Below are 19,095 nucleotides of genomic sequence, written 5' to 3' on the forward strand. Positions count from 1 at the left end.
TTGAAGTTCATTCGGTATAGATAGTATTTTGTGTTTAATCTACATTAAAAATATACGTTTTTTTATCCTTTTCAATCATTTTATCACTTTCTTTGATAAGAATTTTTTATCAAATGGTTATTCTATCTCATTGATAATGATTTGTTTTCAAATTACAGTCCTTTCCTTTTCTTTCATAACAATCATATTGTCTGAGATATGGTTTCCTGGCAATCCTGCAAAGGTGCTATAAATTACTCTCTTTTCATTTTGTTTTTATAAATCAATTTATAGATGCTTTCATAATGAAATACACCCCTTTATACCTCTTCATATAATCATCAATTGTTTATAACTTAAATCCTGCCAAATTAACTATATTATCTATTATTTATTTTATTTGGTTGTTTTTATGACTGTATTAATAAAATAGTGATGATAAAGATACTATCTATATCAACTGAATGCTTTTCTAAAAAGTTGTATTTATTAGTCGGATTATTCGCTTGTTTTTACTAAAAATATCATGGGATCTTAGGATATTTTATCTTGTAATTGAATCAATCTACCTTATGGTTTTTTTATTTAAAGAATAAATTGTAAATTATTTTTAATCTTAAATATCAAAAATTTTTTAACTATTATCATGTTGAACGTCATAATAAATAAGGTTTCATAATTCTGCTACACGTGGCTTTCTTCAACCAATTGTTATACATAGAGTTATATGTTATGTAGCGTGTGTAAGGTGTAGCGCTATTTTGGAAAGCTATTTATGACCAAAAATGAAATAATTTCAGCTTACTTGTAAAGCCTCGACATTCGGTTAATACTTAGTTAGATTTGGCTATCTAGAAGTCTAAATGTGTAAATGGATAAAAAAATTGAGGTCATAGCATGCCAATTTGTATACCGGATGAACTACCCGCAGTGAATTTTTTACGAAATGAGAATGTGTTCGTGATGACATCTACTCGTGCAAATATTCAAAATATACGTCCGTTAAAGGTATTGCTGCTTAACTTGATGCCAAAGAAAATTGAGACTGAAAATCAATTTTTACGGTTGCTATCCAACTCGCCTTTACAGGTAGATATTCAACTGCTCAGAGTGGATAACCGTAAGTGTAGGAATACACCCGCTGAGCATTTGGATAATTTTTATTGTGATTTTGAACGGATAAAACACCAAAATTTTGATGGTTTAATTGTCACCGGTGCTCCGTTGGGATTAGTTGAATTCGAAGATGTAGCATATTGGGGACAGATCGAAAGAATCATTAGTTGGGCAAAGGAGCATGTGACTTCTACTCTGTTTATTTGTTGGGCGGTACAAGCTGCGTTGAATATTTTGTATGGTTTGCCCAAATTTACCAGAGAAGTGAAATTATCCGGTGTTTATTCTCACTCTACTCTGGACCCTCTGGCATTATTGACTCGTGGTTTTGATGAATCTTTTTTTGCCCCTCATTCCCGCTATGCAGACTTTCCTGAGCATATTATTCGTGAACATACTGATTTGGATGTTCTTTCCAGCTCTGAAGAGGCAGGAGCGTACTTGTTGGCCAGTAAAGATAAACGTATGGTATTTGTCACCGGTCATCCTGAGTATGATAGTGAAACATTGGCGAGTGAATATTTACGTGATTTAGCGGCAGGTTTAGATCCTAAAATCCCAATGAATTATTTCCCAGATAATAATCCAGAAAGAAAACCACTGGCATCATGGCGTAGCCATGGGCATTTACTATTTTCCAACTGGCTAAATTATTATGTGTATCAGATCACTCCATATGATCTCACCTATATGAATCCAACGCTGGATTAATACCTTCTGGGTGGCTGAATCTCAGCCACTTTACTATCCCGATTTTTTCTCATCTCTGCTAAGACAGCGCAATTTTTATAGTTTATCTTACATAACAAAAACTTAACAAAGTAATTCCGTTATTTATGGAATCAATTTCTCTAATTTAAAATAGTTATTTCTCTTTATAACTAATTGTTTTTAATATTATAAAAATAAAATTTCAAAAAAATGGAAATCGTTTTTGATTTATTTTAAATATCTATTACTCTTATTCAAGTGCGCTTTAAAATGAGGGTGGATAGATGATGCAGAAAATTTTAGTGACTGAATTATCGTTTGTTAAACAATTTGGGGCAGCAGAGCAGGAGATTTTGACATCTGAAGCGTTGGATTTCCTGACAGACTTGATTATTCAGTTTTCTGATACACGGAGAAAATTGTTAGCCGATCGGGATATTTGGCAGAAGAAAATTGATGATGGTGAATTGCCTGATTTTATTTCGGAAACCAGTTCCATTCGTGATGGTGAGTGGAAAATTCAAAATATTCCAACAGATCTCCGTGACCGCAGAGTAGAAATCACTGGGCCGGTAGAACGGAAAATGGTTATCAATGCTTTGAATGCTAATGTAAAAGTTTTCATGGCTGATTTCGAGGATTCCTTAGCACCGGCTTGGGATAAGGTTATTGAAGGACAAATAAATCTACGTGATGCTGTTAATGGAACAATTTCTTACGTTAATGATCAAGGTAAACGATACCAGTTGCGATCAGATCCTGCTGTTTTGATCGCACGAGTAAGAGGGCTTCATTTACCAGAAAAACATGTTCTCTATCAGTCAGAACCAATTGCCGGTGGATTATTTGATTTTGCTCTTTATTTTTATCACAACTATAAACAATTGCTGGCAAAAGGCAGTGGCCCCTATTTCTACTTACCAAAAATTCAGTCTTACTGCGAAGCACAGTGGTGGAGTGATGTGTTTAGTTTTACAGAAGATCGTTTTGATCTGCCGAGAGGTACAATCAAAGCAACGGTGTTGATTGAAACTCTGCCTGCTGTATTCCAGATGGATGAGATTCTTTACCACCTCCGTCATCACATTGTGGGTCTCAACTGTGGTCGTTGGGATTACATTTTCAGCTACATTAAGACGCTGAAAAATCATAGTGATCGGGTTTTGCCTGATCGTCAATCAGTCACGATGGATCAACCTTTCCTCAGTGCTTATTCCCGCTTACTGATCAAAACTTGCCATAAGCGCGGAGCATTTGCGATGGGCGGAATGGCTGCTTTTATTCCCAGTAAAGATATTGAACGCAACAACTGGGTACTAGATAAAGTTCGGGCGGATAAAGAGCTGGAAGCACGTAATGGCCATGATGGTACATGGATTGCCCATCCAGGTCTTGCCGACACAGTGATGGAAATTTTCAATAAGGTCCTGGCAGAACGACAAAATCAGCTAGATATCTTCCGTGAAGAAGATGCATCAATTACAGCGGATCAATTACTGGAACCTTGCCCCGGGGATCGTACTGAGGAAGGTATGCGAGCCAATATCCGCGTAGCGGTTCAATATATTGAGGCTTGGATTTCAGGCAATGGATGTGTACCTATCTATGGCTTGATGGAAGATGCGGCGACAGCAGAAATTTCCCGGACTTCCATTTGGCAGTGGATTCATCATGAAAAATCATTATCCAACGGTAAAAAGATTACAAAAAGCTTGTTCAGACAAATGTTGGCAGAGGAAATGGAAGTCATTAAGCAAGAGGTTGGAGAAACACGTTTCAGCCAAGGGCGATTTGGTGATGCGGCTAAGTTGATGGAACGCATTACCACTCAGGACGAGCTGATAGATTTCCTGACCTTACCGGGATATCAATTGCTTGACTAAGCAACGAATAATAACAAAACACCATTTATCCGATTAATTTAATAAAGATAGGAAGTAGAAGTCATGACAATCTCCAGAACTCAACAAATCGCTCAACTGGAACAGGAATGGAAAAGTGACCGTTGGAAAGGGATTATCCGCCCGTACAGCGCGGAAGATGTGGTGAAATTGCGTGGTTCGGTTAATCCTGAGCATACATTGGCACAACTGGGGGCCAAAAAACTGTGGGAATTGCTGCATGGTAAGGCAAAGAAAGGTTATGTGAACTCATTGGGTGCATTGACCGGTGGACAGGCATTACAGCAGGCAAAAGCGGGGATTGAGGCGATTTATCTTTCTGGCTGGCAGGTTGCGGCTGACGCTAATACTGCATCCAGCATGTACCCGGATCAGTCTCTTTATCCGGTGGATTCGGTTCCGGCGGTGGTAAAACGTATTAACAACAGTTTCCGTCGCGCAGATCAGATTCAATGGGCAAATGGTACTGATAGTCAGGAATATATCGATTATTTCCTGCCAATTGTGGCAGATGCGGAAGCAGGATTTGGTGGTGTTTTAAATGCTTTTGAATTGATGAAAGCGATGATTGAGGCTGGTGCGGCGGCGGTTCATTTTGAAGACCAACTGGCTGCGGTGAAAAAATGTGGCCATATGGGTGGTAAAGTTTTGGTTCCGACACAAGAGGCTATTCAGAAATTAGTTGCTGCGCGTCTGGCGGCGGATGTTGCTGGCGTACCAACGCTGTTAATTGCCCGTACAGATGCTGATGCGGCTGATCTACTGACTTCTGATAGTGATACTTATGATCGTGAATTTATTACTGGCGAGCGGACTACTGAAGGATTTTTCCGTACCAGAGCAGGCATCGATCAGGCGATCAGTCGTGGTTTGGCTTATGCACCGTATGCTGACTTGGTGTGGTGTGAAACATCAACACCTGATATCGAAATGGCGCGTCATTTTGCTGAGGCGATTCATGCTGAATATCCCGGTAAGTTGCTGGCTTACAACTGTTCTCCATCATTCAACTGGAAAAAGAATTTGGATGATAAAACTATTGCGCGTTTCCAGGATGAACTGTCGGCAATGGGCTATAAATTCCAGTTTATTACTTTGGCGGGTATTCATAGCATGTGGTTTAACATGTTTGACCTGGCACATGCTTATGCGCAGGGTGAAGGCATGAGACATTATGTGGAGAAAGTACAGGAAAGAGAGTTTGAATCCATTGAGCGTGGTTATACCTTCTCTTCTCATCAACAGGAAGTTGGCACGGGTTATTTCGATAAAGTCACAACAATTATTCAGGGTGGTATCTCGTCAGTCACCGCATTGACTGGTTCCACGGAAGAACAGCAGTTCTGATTGTTTCTATTCAGCCTGCCTATTGCAGGCTGAATATATTGAGGAGTTGCGATGGGGATAGATTTAGCACATCTGATAGCGCAGACTATTTTACAGGGATTCGATGCACAATATGGTCGCTTTCTGGAAGTAACTTCAGGCGCACAGCAGCGCTTTGAACAGGCTGACTGGCACGCTGTTCAGCAGGCCATGAAGAAGCGTATTAATCTTTATGATCATCATGTTGGTCTGGTTGTTGAACAGCTTAAATGTATACATGGTGATTTGGGATATGATGAAGACTATATTGCCAAAGTAAAGATTGTTTATACTAGTTTATTACCAGATTATCCCCGGTTTGAAATTGCAGAGAGCTTTTTTAATTCTGTTTATTGTCGTCTGTTTGAACACCGTAACTTGACGCCAGATAAGTTATATATTTTTACTTCTCAGCCTGTTCGCAGATTTCGGGATATTCCTCGTCCGCTATCGCGTGACTTTTTCCCTGATGGCAATCTTGCGTCAATGTTACGAACAATGCTTAATGATTTGCCGCTGCGTCTGCCCTGGGAAGATCTGGAAAGAGATGTTTGTTATGTCACGGATTATTTACAAAGAACATTTGCAGATGGAGAAATATTACAGGCGACTTTTCAGATAGCTAATGAACTGTTCTATCGTAATAAAGCGGCCTGGTTGGTAGGTAAAATTCGAATTGAAAATAAAGTTTATCCTTTCTTGTTGCCGATCCATCATAACGAATCCGGCGGGATTTTTATTGATACCTGTCTAACTGATCATGCTGATGCCAGTATTGTATTTGGTTTCGCTCGTTCCTATTTTATGGTTTATGCCCCCTTGCCTGCTGCGTTAGTTGAGTGGTTAAGAGAAATATTGCCTGCCAAATCAACGGCTGAGCTTTATATGGCAATTGGCTGTCAGAAGCATGGTAAGACTGAGTATTACCGGGAATATCTGGCGTTTATTACCTTCTCTAAAGAGCAATTTATGATTGCTCCAGGTGTTAAGGGGATGGTGATGCTGGTATTTACTTCACCTTCACTCGATAGAGTTTTTAAAGTTATTAAAGACAGGTTTGCTCCGCAGAAAGAAGTCACTCAGGAGCGGGTGCAGGAGTGTTACCGTCTGGTCAAAGAACATGACCGTGTTGGGCGAATGGCGGATACACAAGAATTCGAAAATTTCGTTATTGATAAAGCTCGCATCAGCCCTGAACTGATGGAAGAGCTGCAGAAAGAAGTACCAGAAAAACTGGAAGATCTTGGGAGCAAGATCCTTCTCAAGCATCTGTATATGGAGCGTCGGATGACACCGCTGAATATCTACATGGAGCAGGTGGATGAACAGAAACTGAAAGATGCTATTGAAGAGTATGGTAATGCCATTAAACAACTTGCTGCAGCGAATATTTTCCCTGGAGATATGTTGTTCAAAAACTTTGGTGTGACACGGCATGGACGTGTGGTGTTCTACGACTATGACGAAATCTGTTATATGACGGAAGTTAACTTCCGGGATATACCTCCGCCGCGTTACCCGGAAGATGAACTAGCCAGTGAACCGTGGTACAGCGTGGCGCCAAATGATATTTTTCCTGAAGAATTCCGACATTTTCTTTGCACTGATAATCGTATTCGCCGCTATTTTGAAGAGATGCATGGTGATTTATTTAAAGCAGACTACTGGCGAGCGCTACAGGAGCGGATTAAAAGTGGTCATGTGGAAGATGTGTTTGCCTATCGTCGTAAGCAGCGGTTCAGTCAGCGTGCTGAGATAGAAACTTACTCTATTGCCAAAGTTTCAGCCTGATTTTATTGGGGATTGGCGTTTGCTGTTAGCAATCGCCATTTTCACCAATAGCTAATAACTATTATCCTCATTAAATTATTTCTCTAAATTGAATATAAAGTAATTCCTATTTTTTCTTGTGCGGGGTATGAATATTCCTAATAAAAATAAACTTGTGGTTCAATATGAAATATATTTCTTATTAGGAAGGCATAATTGGAATGTGAGTTAAAAACATATATTTAATTATTTCTTTAAGAAATAAAAATAGATCCACTTATTTTTGGTGATTCTATAATTTTATAGAGTTTGGGAATCAAGGATTTTTATCCACGGCTAGCGGTTGTAAAAAGAATTGATATTTTTAACTCTAAATTAAATACATGAAAATTCTCATATAACACACATATAACTTCGCGAAAGTATTTAAGGATATAATCATGGCTAGTGTAATTTTATACGGTGATAAAATTCATATTAAAAACAATTATAACAATGGAAATGGTGGGTATCTGGACACTAATGGTTATGCAACCGCGCAAGGCGCAAAATATAACGTATACACGGCAGCTTCGCCGAATCGCGCTCCGGGTACAGGTACGGGGACATGGCAAATTTTGTCTGCGAGCGGAAAAGGCATAGGGACAGAGGTTTACAGTGGTGATACTGTGTTTCTTTTCAATCTTTACCAAAATAATGGGGGATATCTCGGCACTAATGGTCATGCGCCGTCACCTGAACTCTACAATGTTTATACGGCGGATAAAGCTGCACGTCCAGTTGATACTCTGACATGGTATATTTTTTCAGATACAACTAATGGATATGATGGCAAAGTTCGTGAAGGCGATATTATCCGTTTTCTGAATGGTTATAATAGCGTACGTGGAGGATTCCTCGATACTTGTTTCAATGCTACTGCTTCTGGTGCAGTATATAATGTATATACTTCACGTCTTTCTAATCGAGGTAACGGAACAGGAACTTGGAATTTATCAAAAGCGATTTAATCAAGATGACTCTCATCAATTAGTGTTCCATTAACTAGTTCTTCTATATATGTAAGAGTCCGGAAATATAATTGCTTTTCGGATTCTTTATCTTATTTTTCATTATGTTGTTTTCAAACTGGCTAAATAATTTCGTTATCATTCTACTATATTGTGGATGATATTTTCAGAGGGAGAATAAATTAAGTTGAATTTATTGGTCTGAAAATACAGGACACGATAAAATCAATGTCCTGTGAAAAATAGGATTATAAGGAAAAAAAATTAACGAATCCCGCCGTATTCTTTACTGATCTCTTTTGCTGCTCGGATAACTAATGCACCAAGTTCAGTGATGCGATCATCGGTGATCCGTGATACTGGACCGGAAATAGAAATAGCTGCAAAGGCTTGGTGGTGTTCATCATAAATACAGGCGGCAATGCAGCGTAGGCCCAAAGCATGTTCTTCATCGTCGAATGAATACCCTTGTTTACGTGTTTGCTCCAGATTTTCTTTTAAAGCGGAGGGAGTGGTCCTGGTATATTGTGTGTAAGAATGAAGCCCTTTCTTATGCAGTAATTGAACCAATTTATTGTCTGGTAGTGTTGAAAGGAGTGCTTTGCCGGCACCGGAAGCATGCATAGGTAACTTACCGCCGATTGGCGCAGACATTCTCATCAGCGCATTACACTGTACTTGATCGACAATAACCGCTTCATATTCACTGTGATCAAGAATAGCTAAATTCACGGTTTCACCGGAATCTTCCATTAGGCGGCGGAGGATAGGGTGAATAAGTGCCAATAAATTTCGGCTTTGTAAGAAACTGCTGCCGACAATAAAAGTATGTGAACCGATAACCCACAACCCTAAATCGCCAATTTGGCGGACAAAACCGTGTTGCTGTAGAGTGGTTAGAAGGCGGTGAGTGGTGGAGTTTGGTAACCCGGCTTGTTGTGCTAAATCAGTCAGTGCGATACCTCCTGGTGACTCGGAAATATATTCCAAAAGAGTCAGTCCGCGACTTAATGACTGTACCTGCCCGTTAGCAGCAGCATTATTCGCTGTAATTCTAATCCTTTTTGTTTTTTTAATGGTAACGGCAGTGCTCATCGAAATACCCTCTGAATGATAAGATGGAATTCATTTTCATTTATTATTATGGACGATAAACCGGAAAAACACTCATCCGATGTGTGGAAAAACTGGTGGATGTATGGATGTGTTCAGTGCGACTCAGGTGACTTGAATTCACCACCGTTTTCTGCATGTACATTGGCTTTACTTTATTTAGGTGATTTTTCAGGAGTAAGGGAATTAGAACTCTTTTTAGGTATTGTCTCGCAATATTGATCATATTCTAGTGATGAGAATGTATAAATAATATATCTGAATAGTGGGTTTTAAATAACTCCATTGGGGATTTAACGGAAGGGGTAAATATAAATTTTTTACCTAAACATTTTTTGTTTGTATGATTACAAAAGGGAGTCTATCCTTATTAATGGCAGTGTTTTATATTATTTTTAATTAATTCCAATTATTTGGATTGATTTATTTTTAATGATAAAAAACAATGTGGAGTATTATTGATTATGTGAAAAATAATAAGTCGTGATTAATGGTTGAATTTTCAAATATATATTTTAGGAGATAGACCTCTATTATTAGAATGGGAGAGTTTAATGAAGCGAATTTTTCTGATTATATGTTTTTTGGCTGCTTTAATTGTCGCAATTATTCAGGGTATCGGTTTGGTACTTCCTGATAAAGTTTCAGTTGAATCTTTTAGAGAAAACGGATTTAAGAATGTAATGAGGACACTTGGTGTCATTGCAGCAGAACCTCATCCTGCTGCTTCAAAACGGCAAGAGTTAGTTCGGGCCTACCTGATTAAAGAGATGAATGAGATGGGGTACAAAGTCACTGAACAGAAATTTCACTACACAGCGAATGATTTGGGATTAAAGTTTGTGAGAGACGAACAGGGTAATGTTGAAGACGAAATATCTACTCACTCTGAATTAAGTGGGACGAATCTTATTGCAAAGCTGAAGGTTCCTTCTCCAAAAGGAACTATGTTGATTATTTCGCATTATGATAGCGTAAGAACAGCGCAAGGAGCCAGTGATAATGGAATGGCCATTGCCTCAGTACTTCAATTAATGCGGGATCTTTCCCAAAGAACGGATATAAAAAATAATGTGATATTTTTATTCTCGGATGCTGAAGAATTGGGGTTACTTGGAGTACGCCATTTTGTTAAGAATATTGATGAAATAACATCTCAATCAATAGACCTTGTTCTTAACTTTGATGCTCGTGGGAATAATGGCGTACCTCTTTTGTTTGAGACGTCAGAGAAAAATTTTGCTCTTGTCTCAGAATGGAATCGTAGTGCCTATAAACCGGTTGCTTTCTCATTTAGTCCTATCGTGTATCAAATGTTGAAGAATGACACAGATTTTAGTGTCTTCCTGGATATGGGGTTTACCGGGATGAATTTTGCTACGATTCTGGGTGACGAGCATTACCACCGTATGAGTGATACTGTTGAGAATCTTAATCCTGGAACTTTATGGCGATATCAGCGAACGCTTCGGGATTTAGGTATTCATTTTGCGATTAAAGAGGTCACACGTTTTTCCAGAGAAAGTGTAGATGCAGTTTATTTCCCGGTACCTTACATTGGGCTTATTATCATGCCTGCATTTGTGGCCTTTTCTGCGGGGTTTTTGGCATTTGTACTTTCTATATCATTAGCTGTGAAAAATATATGGTTTTCACATTCATCTGAAAGTGTATCGAAGATACAAACCATTTTGAGGATATTTTCTGGATTACTGAGCCTGGCTGTAGCATTGATTGTACCTACTGCATCTTATCTTATTACATTACCTGTTTTGTTGTTTTTGTTTATGGATTTAATGTTGCGTGAGTTCAATAGATTTAGTCTCGCGTTGATTCTGTTAATTATCTGTATTTATATTACATGTATTATCTATGTTCCTATTGTATATCTTGTTGTTGTCGGGTTACATGCTAATATAGTGGGTAGTGTGCTTGCTCTTCTACTCATTCTTTTTTTAGGATTGGTTACAGCCAGTTTTTGGAATAGAGCGGATTAGTTCCATAAAACTAGTGATTGGCATTAACGTCAATATAAAACCAGTCAAATAAATAATATATATCCAATAGATTTCAAGATGCATCGCGACGGCAAGGGAGCGAATCCCTGGGAGCATAGATAACTCTGTGACCGGGGTGAGTGAGTGTAGCCAACAAAGAGGTAACTTGAAAGATAACAGGTATAATGACTGGTTTATATTGCTTGATAATATGAGGTGATTGGGGTTTTTTATTGAAAATAAATGAACATATAATTTATGAGATTTAAATTCGTTATCATGTTTTCCATTCCATATAATAATCTGGTTTTGAAATTCATTTATTTTGTTATTTTTATGATTGGTCAGGTTGTTATTTCGTTAAAAGTCTTGTAAGTAATAAGGTAAGTATGAAAATTTGGTTTAATTAAAATATCTATTTTGTGATTTTGTTGTGAATTACAATAGCTTGAATAACAAAATTAAAATATATGGCGCTATATTGTTAATTTGGAGTGTTATTTTAAAAAAATACCCATGATAGCGTTTTTTCTGGTCGATGTGGCGTGAGTTTTTAATATGATTTCTTACCTTTTAACTCAGTACTTTTCCGCCAAAAAATAGACCTAATGAGATTGGTTGTTATATTCTTATTAATTCATAACGCAATGTATTAATATATATGTGAAATGGTTTTTTTATGAAATTAGGCCATAAGCAGCATGTAAAATAATTTTTCCATCGAATAATTTGTAAAATCAGATATGTTTCTTGATTTATCTATGACCTATTACTAAGAAAGTATAAGGGGATTTTATATTGATTAATTATGGGTTCTAAAATCACCGATTCCCCTAAAGAAGAGACGAGTATTTAACATTTGGCATTCAAAGCGTGAATGTCTTTTGGGAGGGCTTATCTTCAATGCTAGTCACTGGAGTGTGAGGTCAATGGGAGTGCGAATATATGAAAAATAATATTAAAGGTGATAGTTTTAAAGTGGCAGGTAAATTTCTCTGTAAGTATGAGATTTATCAGGGAGATGGTAATGGCAGGGTTATCGTATTGTTACCGGCGATTGGCGTGGAAATTAGGAAATATGAAACGCTAATAGAACAGTTGGTAAAAGAAGGTTTTCAGGTTGTGACTTCTGAGATGCCAGGCTATGGAAATAGCCAACCCAAACCCAGCCGGGAAAATGATTATAACTATTCCGATTTGCTACGGGATTATCTTCCGGCAATGTTGGACAAGGCTATTGAATTAAATGCCAAAGAAATTCCTATTATTTTTGGTCACAGCCTTGGTGGACATATTGCGACACTTTTTGCCTGCTCAACTGATAGATCTTTTTCTCTGTTTTGTGTGGCGACGGGGAATGTGGGGTACAAGAACTGGCAAGGTATGGGGCAGATACAAATAATAACAGCAGCGGTTGTTTTTAACATTCTGACGGCGTTATATGGTTATCTTCCTGGAAAAAAGATTGGGTTTGGCATAAGAGAAGCTAAAGGGCTGATGAGGGATTGGTCCAGAACGGTCTGTACAGGAAATTATTATCATGTCAGTGCTTATAAAGGTAAAAAGAATAATAACTTATCCAAAGCTGTTTATATATGTTTCAAAGGAGATAACTGGGCTCCGTTAAAATCTAGCCAAGAATTAGCAAGGTTGATACCTCACTCAGAAGTTAGCGAAATAACCATGGATATTAAGGGCAATCCTCATAGTGCCTGGATTAAGCAGCCAGGAGAGATTATTAAAATTATGAAAATAAAAATGCTGGAGAATAAAAATGATTAACACAATGAAAATGTTGCGTTGGGAATTTCTGGGGTTGTTTTTTATTAGTTTGTTTCTGACTTGGCAACTTGTGGACTATATAAGCTGGTGGCAATTTATTTTGTTATTTTTTCTGATTGATATTATTGGTTATTACCCAGGACGAATTTGGAGTTTGCTGAATAAAAAAGAGGTTCCTCCAGCGGGTTTTTATACCGTTTATAATATTTGCCACAATTTATTTACGATTAGCATAATGAGTTTGCTCTGGTTATGGTTATTTAAGGATAATTACAGTGTTATTGCGTTATTTGTTCATATCTGCTTAGACAGAGGAGTACTAGGCAATTTCCCTAAGTTATCAATTAATGTGTTTAAACAGCCAACTGTTCATTAAAGTAAATTATTACAGAGAGATGCGTTATTTAAAGAGGGTTTTACATCATGGGTTTAATTAAACAGGCATCGGAAATAGAAATGCAGGCTAAGGAGTGGGGATTAGATGAGTGGTTTGCTGAACAGGTAAAGGTTGAACAAAGAAAAAAGACCAGTTACGCCAATGATCCTAAATTAACTTATTTGCCTGGTGATTTGAGGGAATCTTTGATTAGGGAGCTTTCTTTCAAATCGATTTCAGAATATGAAGCGACTAAAGCCTTGCTATTGCTTGCGGATAAGGCCCCAGATAGCATTAATTTTGATTATATGCTGACTCAAATATTTGACGAAGGCAGACATGCTAAATTATTTAGAGAACATCTGGTTAAAATAGGTTTCGCAGATATCAATAATGTGGCCGGTAAAATGGAAAGTCTCCTACGGGGAAAAATGACCAATATGTTGGAGACATTGAGAACTTATTTTGACAAATGGGTGGTGCTGAAAAATGACTATATCGCAGGTGTGCTGATTATTACTGTCGTGCTGGAAGGTGTGCTGGCACCAACATCAGAACTCAGTGAGATCAAGTGGCGCCCTTTTGATATTGCGGCAGCCGAGACACAAGCCAGAGCTAACGCTGATGAATTAAGACATCTGACCGTCTGTGCAAACATGGTCAAAACAGCTATCGAAAATGACCATTCTTTAAAACAGTCGGCCCTTGAATGTATTGAAGAAGGATTGGCGTTGTGGAACCAGGTATCTGTTGATGATCTGTTTGTGGAACGTGAAATGTTTTATCAACGAGGAATGCAAAGTAATTTGCGCTTTATTGAAGGTTATGAGCTGGCGCCAGGGGTATTGTTGTCTGAATCTACCGTGGAATCTCGCCTTGAGTTGTCTCATTTCCTGGTTGAGCAGATGCAGCAGTCCCGCCTTGAGTATATGGGTTTAGTGTAGATATTAAGTTTGTAGTGAGTTGTTTGGGTGTTGAGAGGAGAGTTGAAAATGACAGATATTGTTGAAGAAATTAGGAAAAGTAGCGAGAAATGCCAGAACTTAACGCCTGAAGGGTTGAAGAAATTATTGCTGGGTTCTGGCGCTGCTTCACAATGCCTGCGTTTGGTGGCTCAATCCAATATAGAGGGACTTTGCCAGGTGGGTAATACAATCCGTGAGGTATCCTCATGGTTGCCCTCAATCGGTATTGCTTTAACCATGCATAATCATATTGTGCTGGCTTGTGCTAAATTTCCTGACATATTCGAAGATAATAATAAATTGTTAAATGAAGTTATGGCTTCAGAAGTGCTGGTCGCTTCTGCTTTTGCTGAAGGTCTGCCGGGGACAAATATTTTTTCACCATCACTTAAAATGCATTCTAAGGAAGGAAAGCTGTTTGTTAATGGTTCGAAGAAACCTTGTTCTCTGTCTTCTATTGCTGATTATTATGTGTTATCGGTCAGTGATACCGATAATGACAATGAAATGAGAGTCGTACTGATTGCTAAATCGGCTCAGAATATTAATATTATTCCTTTCTGGCGGTTGAAGGTTTTGTTTGAAAGTGATAACCAGGAAGTCAAATTTTCGGATACCGAAGTTTTGCCGCAACTCCTTTCCCACTATAAGGGAATTGAACAGCAGGTTGTACTTTCTTACGGTTTATCATTATTTAATTACTTTGCTGCTAATACGTATTCAGGAATTCTTAATGGGCTTGCCCGTTTTATTCCTGGGAGAGTAGCCGAACAGCAATCAATTAAATATACCTTAACCCAAGCTGATTATAAGATTAATGCGATTCTCGGTCAGATGTTAACTGTAGCCCATGATGCCCACAGGGATGAAAATGCCATTCGTAACATCCTGGCACTGCGCTATACCCTGGAAAAGATCCTCGAAGAAACCGCCAGTTTCATACTCCGATGTTGTGGTGGTATTCAGGTAATGACAACGCCAGAAATTATGAATTTCTACTCTGCGGTACAGTTATTCAAATTTCATCCCATAGGAGAGTTCCAGATGGTTAGCCAAATAATGCAGCAAATTTAATTAATTTTTAGATCACTTAATTTTACTCAAGTATTTTTCCATGCTGTTTACAGCATGACTTTGTGCACCTAAAAAAAGAGAGAGAACTATGTTTGTTAATCAATATCGTGAGAGTTTATTAAACTCTGTGGGCCTTGAGCTGGATATCAAGTCAGCTCAAGATAACCGGCTTACATTATCGGATGGCCGGGTTGTTAAAGACTTTTTGGCTCAATATGGGGCATTACCATTTGGGCATAATCCCGATTTCGCTATTTCTGAAATCGACAAATTCATTAAAAATAAAGAGGCCATTTTTGTTCAGCCCAATATTCACAAAAAGGTACGATTATTGGCTGAAATGCTTGCCGAGCAAATAGATAATAAGAAATATACCCACTGCGTTTTTACTAATAGTGGCGCTGAAACCGTAGAAGCTGCGATTAAGTTTTCGCGCTTAGTGACTGGCAGAAAAAGTATTTTGAGTTTGCATCGTAGTTTTCATGGCAAAACTTATTCGGCGTTATCCGCTACAGGATCAAATCGGTTTAAAGCTGATTTCATTCACGATGATAAACTGTATGAACATGTCGATAGTGAAGATTTGGCTGAAATTAAAAGAAAGCTGGAGAGCCGAGAATTCGCCGCATTTATTGTTGAACCGGTACAAGGAGAAGGTGGAATGAAAATCATTCCATCGGATACATTGTCTCGTATTCTGAAATTATGTAAGGAAAATGGCACATTATCCGTATTTGATGAAGTTCAGACGGGTATCGGCAGGTTGGGGGCATTCTGTGCAGCTACACTTTACTCTCTGAAACCGGATGTGATTCTGTTTTCTAAGGCGTTGGGTGCAGGTATGTCACCGATTGGTGCGATGTTGTATTCAAATGAGCTTTATTTGTCTGAATTCGATAAGAAACACAGTTCCACTTTTGCCAATAATGTTCTGGCCGCGACGATGGGAATTGCCGTTATCCAGCATCTGACTAAAGATGATGGCAAGGCATTAACGCACGTTCAGGAAGTTAGCGGTTATGTTGATGAATGCCTTGAACAATTATCGGCTAAATATCCAGAACATTTTTGCTGGCAAGGTGCTGGGTTGATGCGTGGCCTTGAAATACAGGACAGCAAAGCGACTTCCAACATATTTATCAACTTTAGCCAAAGAAGTGGTGGTCTGGCTTATATCATTTGTAGTTTCTTATTGAAACACTACGGTATTTTCACCATGCCGTTAATGTCTCGTCCTTGCTCTGTACGTTTTGAGCCACCGCTTAACGTTTCCAAAGAAGATATTAAGACATTCTTTGCGGCTTTTGATGAAGTCTGTAACCTGGTTCGGAATGGACGATATGACATTCTGTTTGCCCACTTGATAGACATGCCGGTAACCGATCTGCCATTACCTTCGGTCAGCTATCCGATTTCAGTGAACAACAATATTGCTCAGATGAAAGCGCCTGTTCCTCAATTGGTTGAGGGGAAGAAATTCGCTTTCTTGATTCATTCAACCTCGGTTAGTGAATTTTCGCATTCTTATTGCCTGTCAATAAAGGAAAATTATACGCCGGAACAGCAGAGACAACTTGGTCATTGGATCATGCAAATTTCTGCTATTGATTTTAATCCTGATATCGCGGTTGAGTTTGGTGTCGAAAGCTCAACGGCATACGTTAATGGCATGCTTTTATTCTCGCCTATCAGTCCTGAAGATATGATGGCATTACCAACCAAAGAACGGGCTGCTTTGATGAAGGAGTATCTTGATTTGGCAGAGAAAAATGGCGCTGAAATTGTCGGTTTAGGTGCTTACACTTCTGTTATTACTGACGGAGGTAATAGCCTGGTGAATAATCGGCAGGGCCGGATATTGACTAATGGTAACTCGCTCACAGCGATGGCAGTGGTTGAAGGTATCCGATCAATGCTGACCGAAAATGCACATCGGCAAACTTTGGCGGTGGTTGGTGCCAGGGGGTCTGTTGGTAGGTTGTCAGTGACGGGTTTGGCCCATAACTTTGGTCGAATTATCTTGGTTAGCCGACCTAACAAAGCACGCATACTGCTCTCAGAACTGACTAAAGCGCTGCTTTCCTCGGTGTTAAAGACTCACGATGTTATCCAGCCAGACTCTGTTATGGATAAGATAAAAAAATGGCTGTTTAAACAAAATCCAGGTGTGACAGATGCTCGCGTCTTGCATGAGCAACTTCTTGAAGTCATTGGAACTCTTGGTTTGGAAGCGATAGAAAGTTATGAACAATCCTTGAGCCAGGCTGATTTTATCGTCTCAGCAACCAGCGAAGGTAAGCCTTTCTTAAATACCCATTATTTAAAAGGTTCCGCCATCGTTTTTGATGCAGCCAGACCTTTCGATTTCATTCGTGATGGCAACCGTCATATTTATGAGGGCGGTTTGGTCCATCAGCCTGAGAAAGTTATCTACAGCGATTGCAACTTGATCGACGTGCCTGCGGGGGTAAATCTCGCCTGTTTGTCGGAAACTATTGCTGTTGCACTTGAAGGAGTCACTGTGCATCAAAGTATCGGTAAATCTATTGATTACAATGACGCATTAGCTATCCGGGATATCGCAAGAAAGCATGGGTTCGTCCCTGTCCAATATACCCGAAATGATCAAGGTGAACGTTATGAGCATGTTGCCTGATGTTGCTCAGGTTATTACCACTGGGAACGCTCAGGATGTTCTTGGCAATAGTCATCTCAGAAAAGTGCTTTGCTATTCTAAGCACCCATTGAGTAGCTTGTTGTTCAATACTGAAACACATTGGTTTACAAATCAAAAGGGGGCTATAGGTTTTTTCCAGGACAAAAATCTACATATGTGTGTGGGTGGTATTTTGGCACCTGGCGAAGAACGAGCTGCACTTTTGCAGTCATTTCTCAACTTCACTAAAGAAAAACGGGCTTTTCCGGTGTTTCTGCATGGTGATGAGAGTGATTTCGCGCTGTTGAGGAATAACGGCTTTTTTGTCAACCAACTTGGAGCGAGTTATTCCGTGCTCCTTGATGGATATAGCATGGCAGGCAAACGCTTCCAGCAGCTTAGAAATAAAATTAGTAAATCCAGGAGAGCAGGAATTTCTATTCGGGAGATCTGTTCGCAAGAGGAATACTATCGACTTAAACCACAACTAGAACAGATTAATCAGCTTTGGTTGAAGGAAAAACATGCAAAGGCCCTGAAAAAACTGGTGATTGATTTTAACACCGTCGAAGTGAGTTCAGGTGAGCACAGAGTATATATTGCAACTCGGGGAGAACAGATCCAGGCATATATTGTTTATAGTTACACTTGGGGGGAGACATCGGGGTGGTTTCATAATCTATCTCGAAAAAAACCAGATATACCCGATGGAACCATGCAGTTTATTAATGAAACGGCGATCAATGACTTCCTGACAGAGGGGGCAGTTTCTTATCTTCATTTGGGCTTCACGCCATTGGTGGAATTCGGTGAGGATAGTTGCTTCAACGACTCGGCAATGTTCCATAAAATTGCCAAATGGATGTCATCAAAAGGCGGCATTGTTTATCCTGCCGCTTCGCAACGCCAATATAAAATGAGCTGGCGGCCGTCGTTAATTGAGCCGGAATATATTGCTTTCCCTAAAGGAAAGGCAATGAAAGCATTGTGGTCAACATTGCGAACGACCAACAGCATTTGATGCTATACCCAATAGATTTCAAGATGCATCGCGACGGCAAGGGAGCGAATCCCCGGGAGCATAGATGACTATGTGACCGGGGTGAGTGAGTGCAGCCAACAAAGAGGTAACTTGAAAGATAACAGGTATATAAAAAGTATTTTCTAACGTTGAACGACAGGTGATCAGGATGGTATTGGCAGTACCAGAATGATCACCTGTCATTGTGAACATTGTTTGCTTATTAATATTCCTAATTCTGTCGATTCTTTCAAATCCT

General features: G+C 39.1%; 15 protein-coding genes. 13 read left to right on the top strand and 2 right to left on the bottom strand.

The window, feature by feature from the left end; translation table 11 throughout:
- The first annotated feature begins 876 nt into the window (after positions 1-876).
- The 5 genes from metA (at position 877) to BO26_RS10310 (ending at position 7,852) form a co-directional block, all read left to right on the top strand.
- Positions 877-1,806, top strand: a complete 930-nt coding sequence (gene metA, locus BO26_RS10290; protein ID WP_036771193.1) for a homoserine O-acetyltransferase MetA — start codon at positions 877-879, stop codon at positions 1,804-1,806.
- Positions 1,807-2,090: 284 nt separating this feature from the next.
- Positions 2,091-3,689 carry a malate synthase A gene (aceB, locus tag BO26_RS10295; protein ID WP_036771194.1) on the top strand — a complete coding sequence of 533 codons (1,599 nt, stop codon included), beginning with the start codon at positions 2,091-2,093 and terminating at the stop codon, positions 3,687-3,689.
- 63 nt (positions 3,690-3,752) lie between these two features.
- Entirely contained in the window at positions 3,753-5,054 is a 1,302-nt protein-coding gene (gene aceA / locus BO26_RS10300; RefSeq protein WP_036771195.1) for an isocitrate lyase, read from the top strand.
- A gap of 51 nt (positions 5,055-5,105) precedes the next feature.
- Positions 5,106-6,863: a bifunctional isocitrate dehydrogenase kinase/phosphatase gene (aceK, locus tag BO26_RS10305; RefSeq protein WP_036771196.1), complete on the top strand. Its 1,758-nt coding sequence runs from the start codon at positions 5,106-5,108 to the stop codon at positions 6,861-6,863.
- A gap of 419 nt (positions 6,864-7,282) precedes the next feature.
- Positions 7,283-7,852, top strand: a complete 570-nt coding sequence (locus BO26_RS10310; protein WP_036771197.1) for a hypothetical protein — start codon at positions 7,283-7,285, stop codon at positions 7,850-7,852.
- A 264-nt stretch (positions 7,853-8,116) separates the two neighbouring features.
- Here the strand turns inward: BO26_RS10310 and iclR are convergent, their stop codons facing one another.
- Entirely contained in the window at positions 8,117-8,947 is an 831-nt protein-coding gene (gene iclR / locus BO26_RS10315; RefSeq protein ID WP_012776611.1) for a glyoxylate bypass operon transcriptional repressor IclR, read from the bottom strand.
- 48 nt (positions 8,948-8,995) lie between these two features.
- Here iclR and BO26_RS24860 point away from each other — a divergent pair, with 48 nt between their 5' ends.
- From BO26_RS24860 to BO26_RS10350, 8 genes are all read left to right on the top strand, one after another.
- Positions 8,996-9,187 carry a hypothetical protein gene (locus BO26_RS24860; RefSeq protein ID WP_477707020.1) on the top strand — a complete coding sequence of 64 codons (192 nt, stop codon included), beginning with the start codon at positions 8,996-8,998 and terminating at the stop codon, positions 9,185-9,187.
- A gap of 332 nt (positions 9,188-9,519) precedes the next feature.
- A complete protein-coding gene (locus BO26_RS10320; RefSeq protein ID WP_051690943.1) occupies positions 9,520-10,962 on the top strand; it encodes a M28 family metallopeptidase in 1,443 nt (480 codons plus the stop codon).
- Positions 10,963-11,907: 945 nt separating this feature from the next.
- On the top strand, positions 11,908-12,744 hold the full coding sequence (locus BO26_RS10325; RefSeq protein WP_036771198.1) for an alpha/beta fold hydrolase: 837 nt from the start codon (positions 11,908-11,910) through the stop codon (positions 12,742-12,744).
- 4 nt (positions 12,745-12,748) lie between these two features.
- Complete coding sequence (locus BO26_RS10330; RefSeq protein WP_236637425.1) at positions 12,749-13,120, top strand: hypothetical protein; 372 nt, start codon at positions 12,749-12,751, stop codon at positions 13,118-13,120.
- Positions 13,121-13,167: 47 nt separating this feature from the next.
- On the top strand, positions 13,168-14,064 hold the full coding sequence (locus BO26_RS10335; protein ID WP_036771200.1) for a hypothetical protein: 897 nt from the start codon (positions 13,168-13,170) through the stop codon (positions 14,062-14,064).
- A 48-nt stretch (positions 14,065-14,112) separates the two neighbouring features.
- The gene (locus BO26_RS10340; protein WP_051690944.1) at positions 14,113-15,159 is read left to right on the top strand and encodes an acyl-CoA/acyl-ACP dehydrogenase; all 1,047 of its coding nucleotides are present in this window, start codon (positions 14,113-14,115) and stop codon (positions 15,157-15,159) included.
- An 88-nt stretch (positions 15,160-15,247) separates the two neighbouring features.
- Positions 15,248-17,815 carry an aminotransferase class III-fold pyridoxal phosphate-dependent enzyme gene (locus BO26_RS10345; RefSeq protein ID WP_036771202.1) on the top strand — a complete coding sequence of 856 codons (2,568 nt, stop codon included), beginning with the start codon at positions 15,248-15,250 and terminating at the stop codon, positions 17,813-17,815.
- Positions 17,799-18,836, top strand: coding sequence for a DUF2156 domain-containing protein (locus BO26_RS10350; RefSeq protein WP_036771203.1), 1,038 nt, complete (start codon positions 17,799-17,801; stop codon positions 18,834-18,836). The genes BO26_RS10345 and BO26_RS10350 overlap by 17 nt, the downstream gene beginning before the upstream one ends.
- An 18-nt stretch (positions 18,837-18,854) precedes the next feature.
- Here BO26_RS10350 and BO26_RS10355 read toward each other — a convergent pair whose 3' ends face one another.
- Entirely contained in the window at positions 18,855-19,049 is a 195-nt protein-coding gene (locus BO26_RS10355; RefSeq protein WP_074439152.1) for a hypothetical protein, read from the bottom strand.
- Positions 19,050-19,095: the final 46 nt, after the last annotated feature.

The sequence above is a fragment of the Photorhabdus australis DSM 17609 genome (assembly GCF_000711895.1).
Lineage (GTDB): Bacteria > Pseudomonadota > Gammaproteobacteria > Enterobacterales > Enterobacteriaceae > Photorhabdus > Photorhabdus australis.

Coding starts and splice junctions, on each gene's coding strand:
- BO26_RS10310 (WP_036771197.1), top strand. CDS start 7,283: ATGGCTAGTGTAATTTTATACGGTGATAAAATTCATATTAAAAACAAT.
- BO26_RS24860 (WP_477707020.1), top strand. CDS start 8,996: ATGGACGATAAACCGGAAAAACACTCATCCGATGTGTGGAAAAACTGG.
- BO26_RS10350 (WP_036771203.1), top strand. CDS start 17,799: ATGAGCATGTTGCCTGATGTTGCTCAGGTTATTACCACTGGGAACGCT.
- metA (WP_036771193.1), top strand. CDS start 877: ATGCCAATTTGTATACCGGATGAACTACCCGCAGTGAATTTTTTACGA.
- BO26_RS10320 (WP_051690943.1), top strand. CDS start 9,520: ATGAAGCGAATTTTTCTGATTATATGTTTTTTGGCTGCTTTAATTGTC.
- BO26_RS10345 (WP_036771202.1), top strand. CDS start 15,248: ATGTTTGTTAATCAATATCGTGAGAGTTTATTAAACTCTGTGGGCCTT.
- BO26_RS10340 (WP_051690944.1), top strand. CDS start 14,113: ATGACAGATATTGTTGAAGAAATTAGGAAAAGTAGCGAGAAATGCCAG.
- iclR (WP_012776611.1), bottom strand. CDS start 8,947: ATGAGCACTGCCGTTACCATTAAAAAAACAAAAAGGATTAGAATTACA.
- BO26_RS10335 (WP_036771200.1), top strand. CDS start 13,168: ATGGGTTTAATTAAACAGGCATCGGAAATAGAAATGCAGGCTAAGGAG.
- aceK (WP_036771196.1), top strand. CDS start 5,106: ATGGGGATAGATTTAGCACATCTGATAGCGCAGACTATTTTACAGGGA.
- aceA (WP_036771195.1), top strand. CDS start 3,753: ATGACAATCTCCAGAACTCAACAAATCGCTCAACTGGAACAGGAATGG.
- BO26_RS10355 (WP_074439152.1), bottom strand. CDS start 19,049: ATGTTCACAATGACAGGTGATCATTCTGGTACTGCCAATACCATCCTG.
- BO26_RS10330 (WP_236637425.1), top strand. CDS start 12,749: ATGAAAATGTTGCGTTGGGAATTTCTGGGGTTGTTTTTTATTAGTTTG.
- aceB (WP_036771194.1), top strand. CDS start 2,091: ATGATGCAGAAAATTTTAGTGACTGAATTATCGTTTGTTAAACAATTT.
- BO26_RS10325 (WP_036771198.1), top strand. CDS start 11,908: ATGAAAAATAATATTAAAGGTGATAGTTTTAAAGTGGCAGGTAAATTT.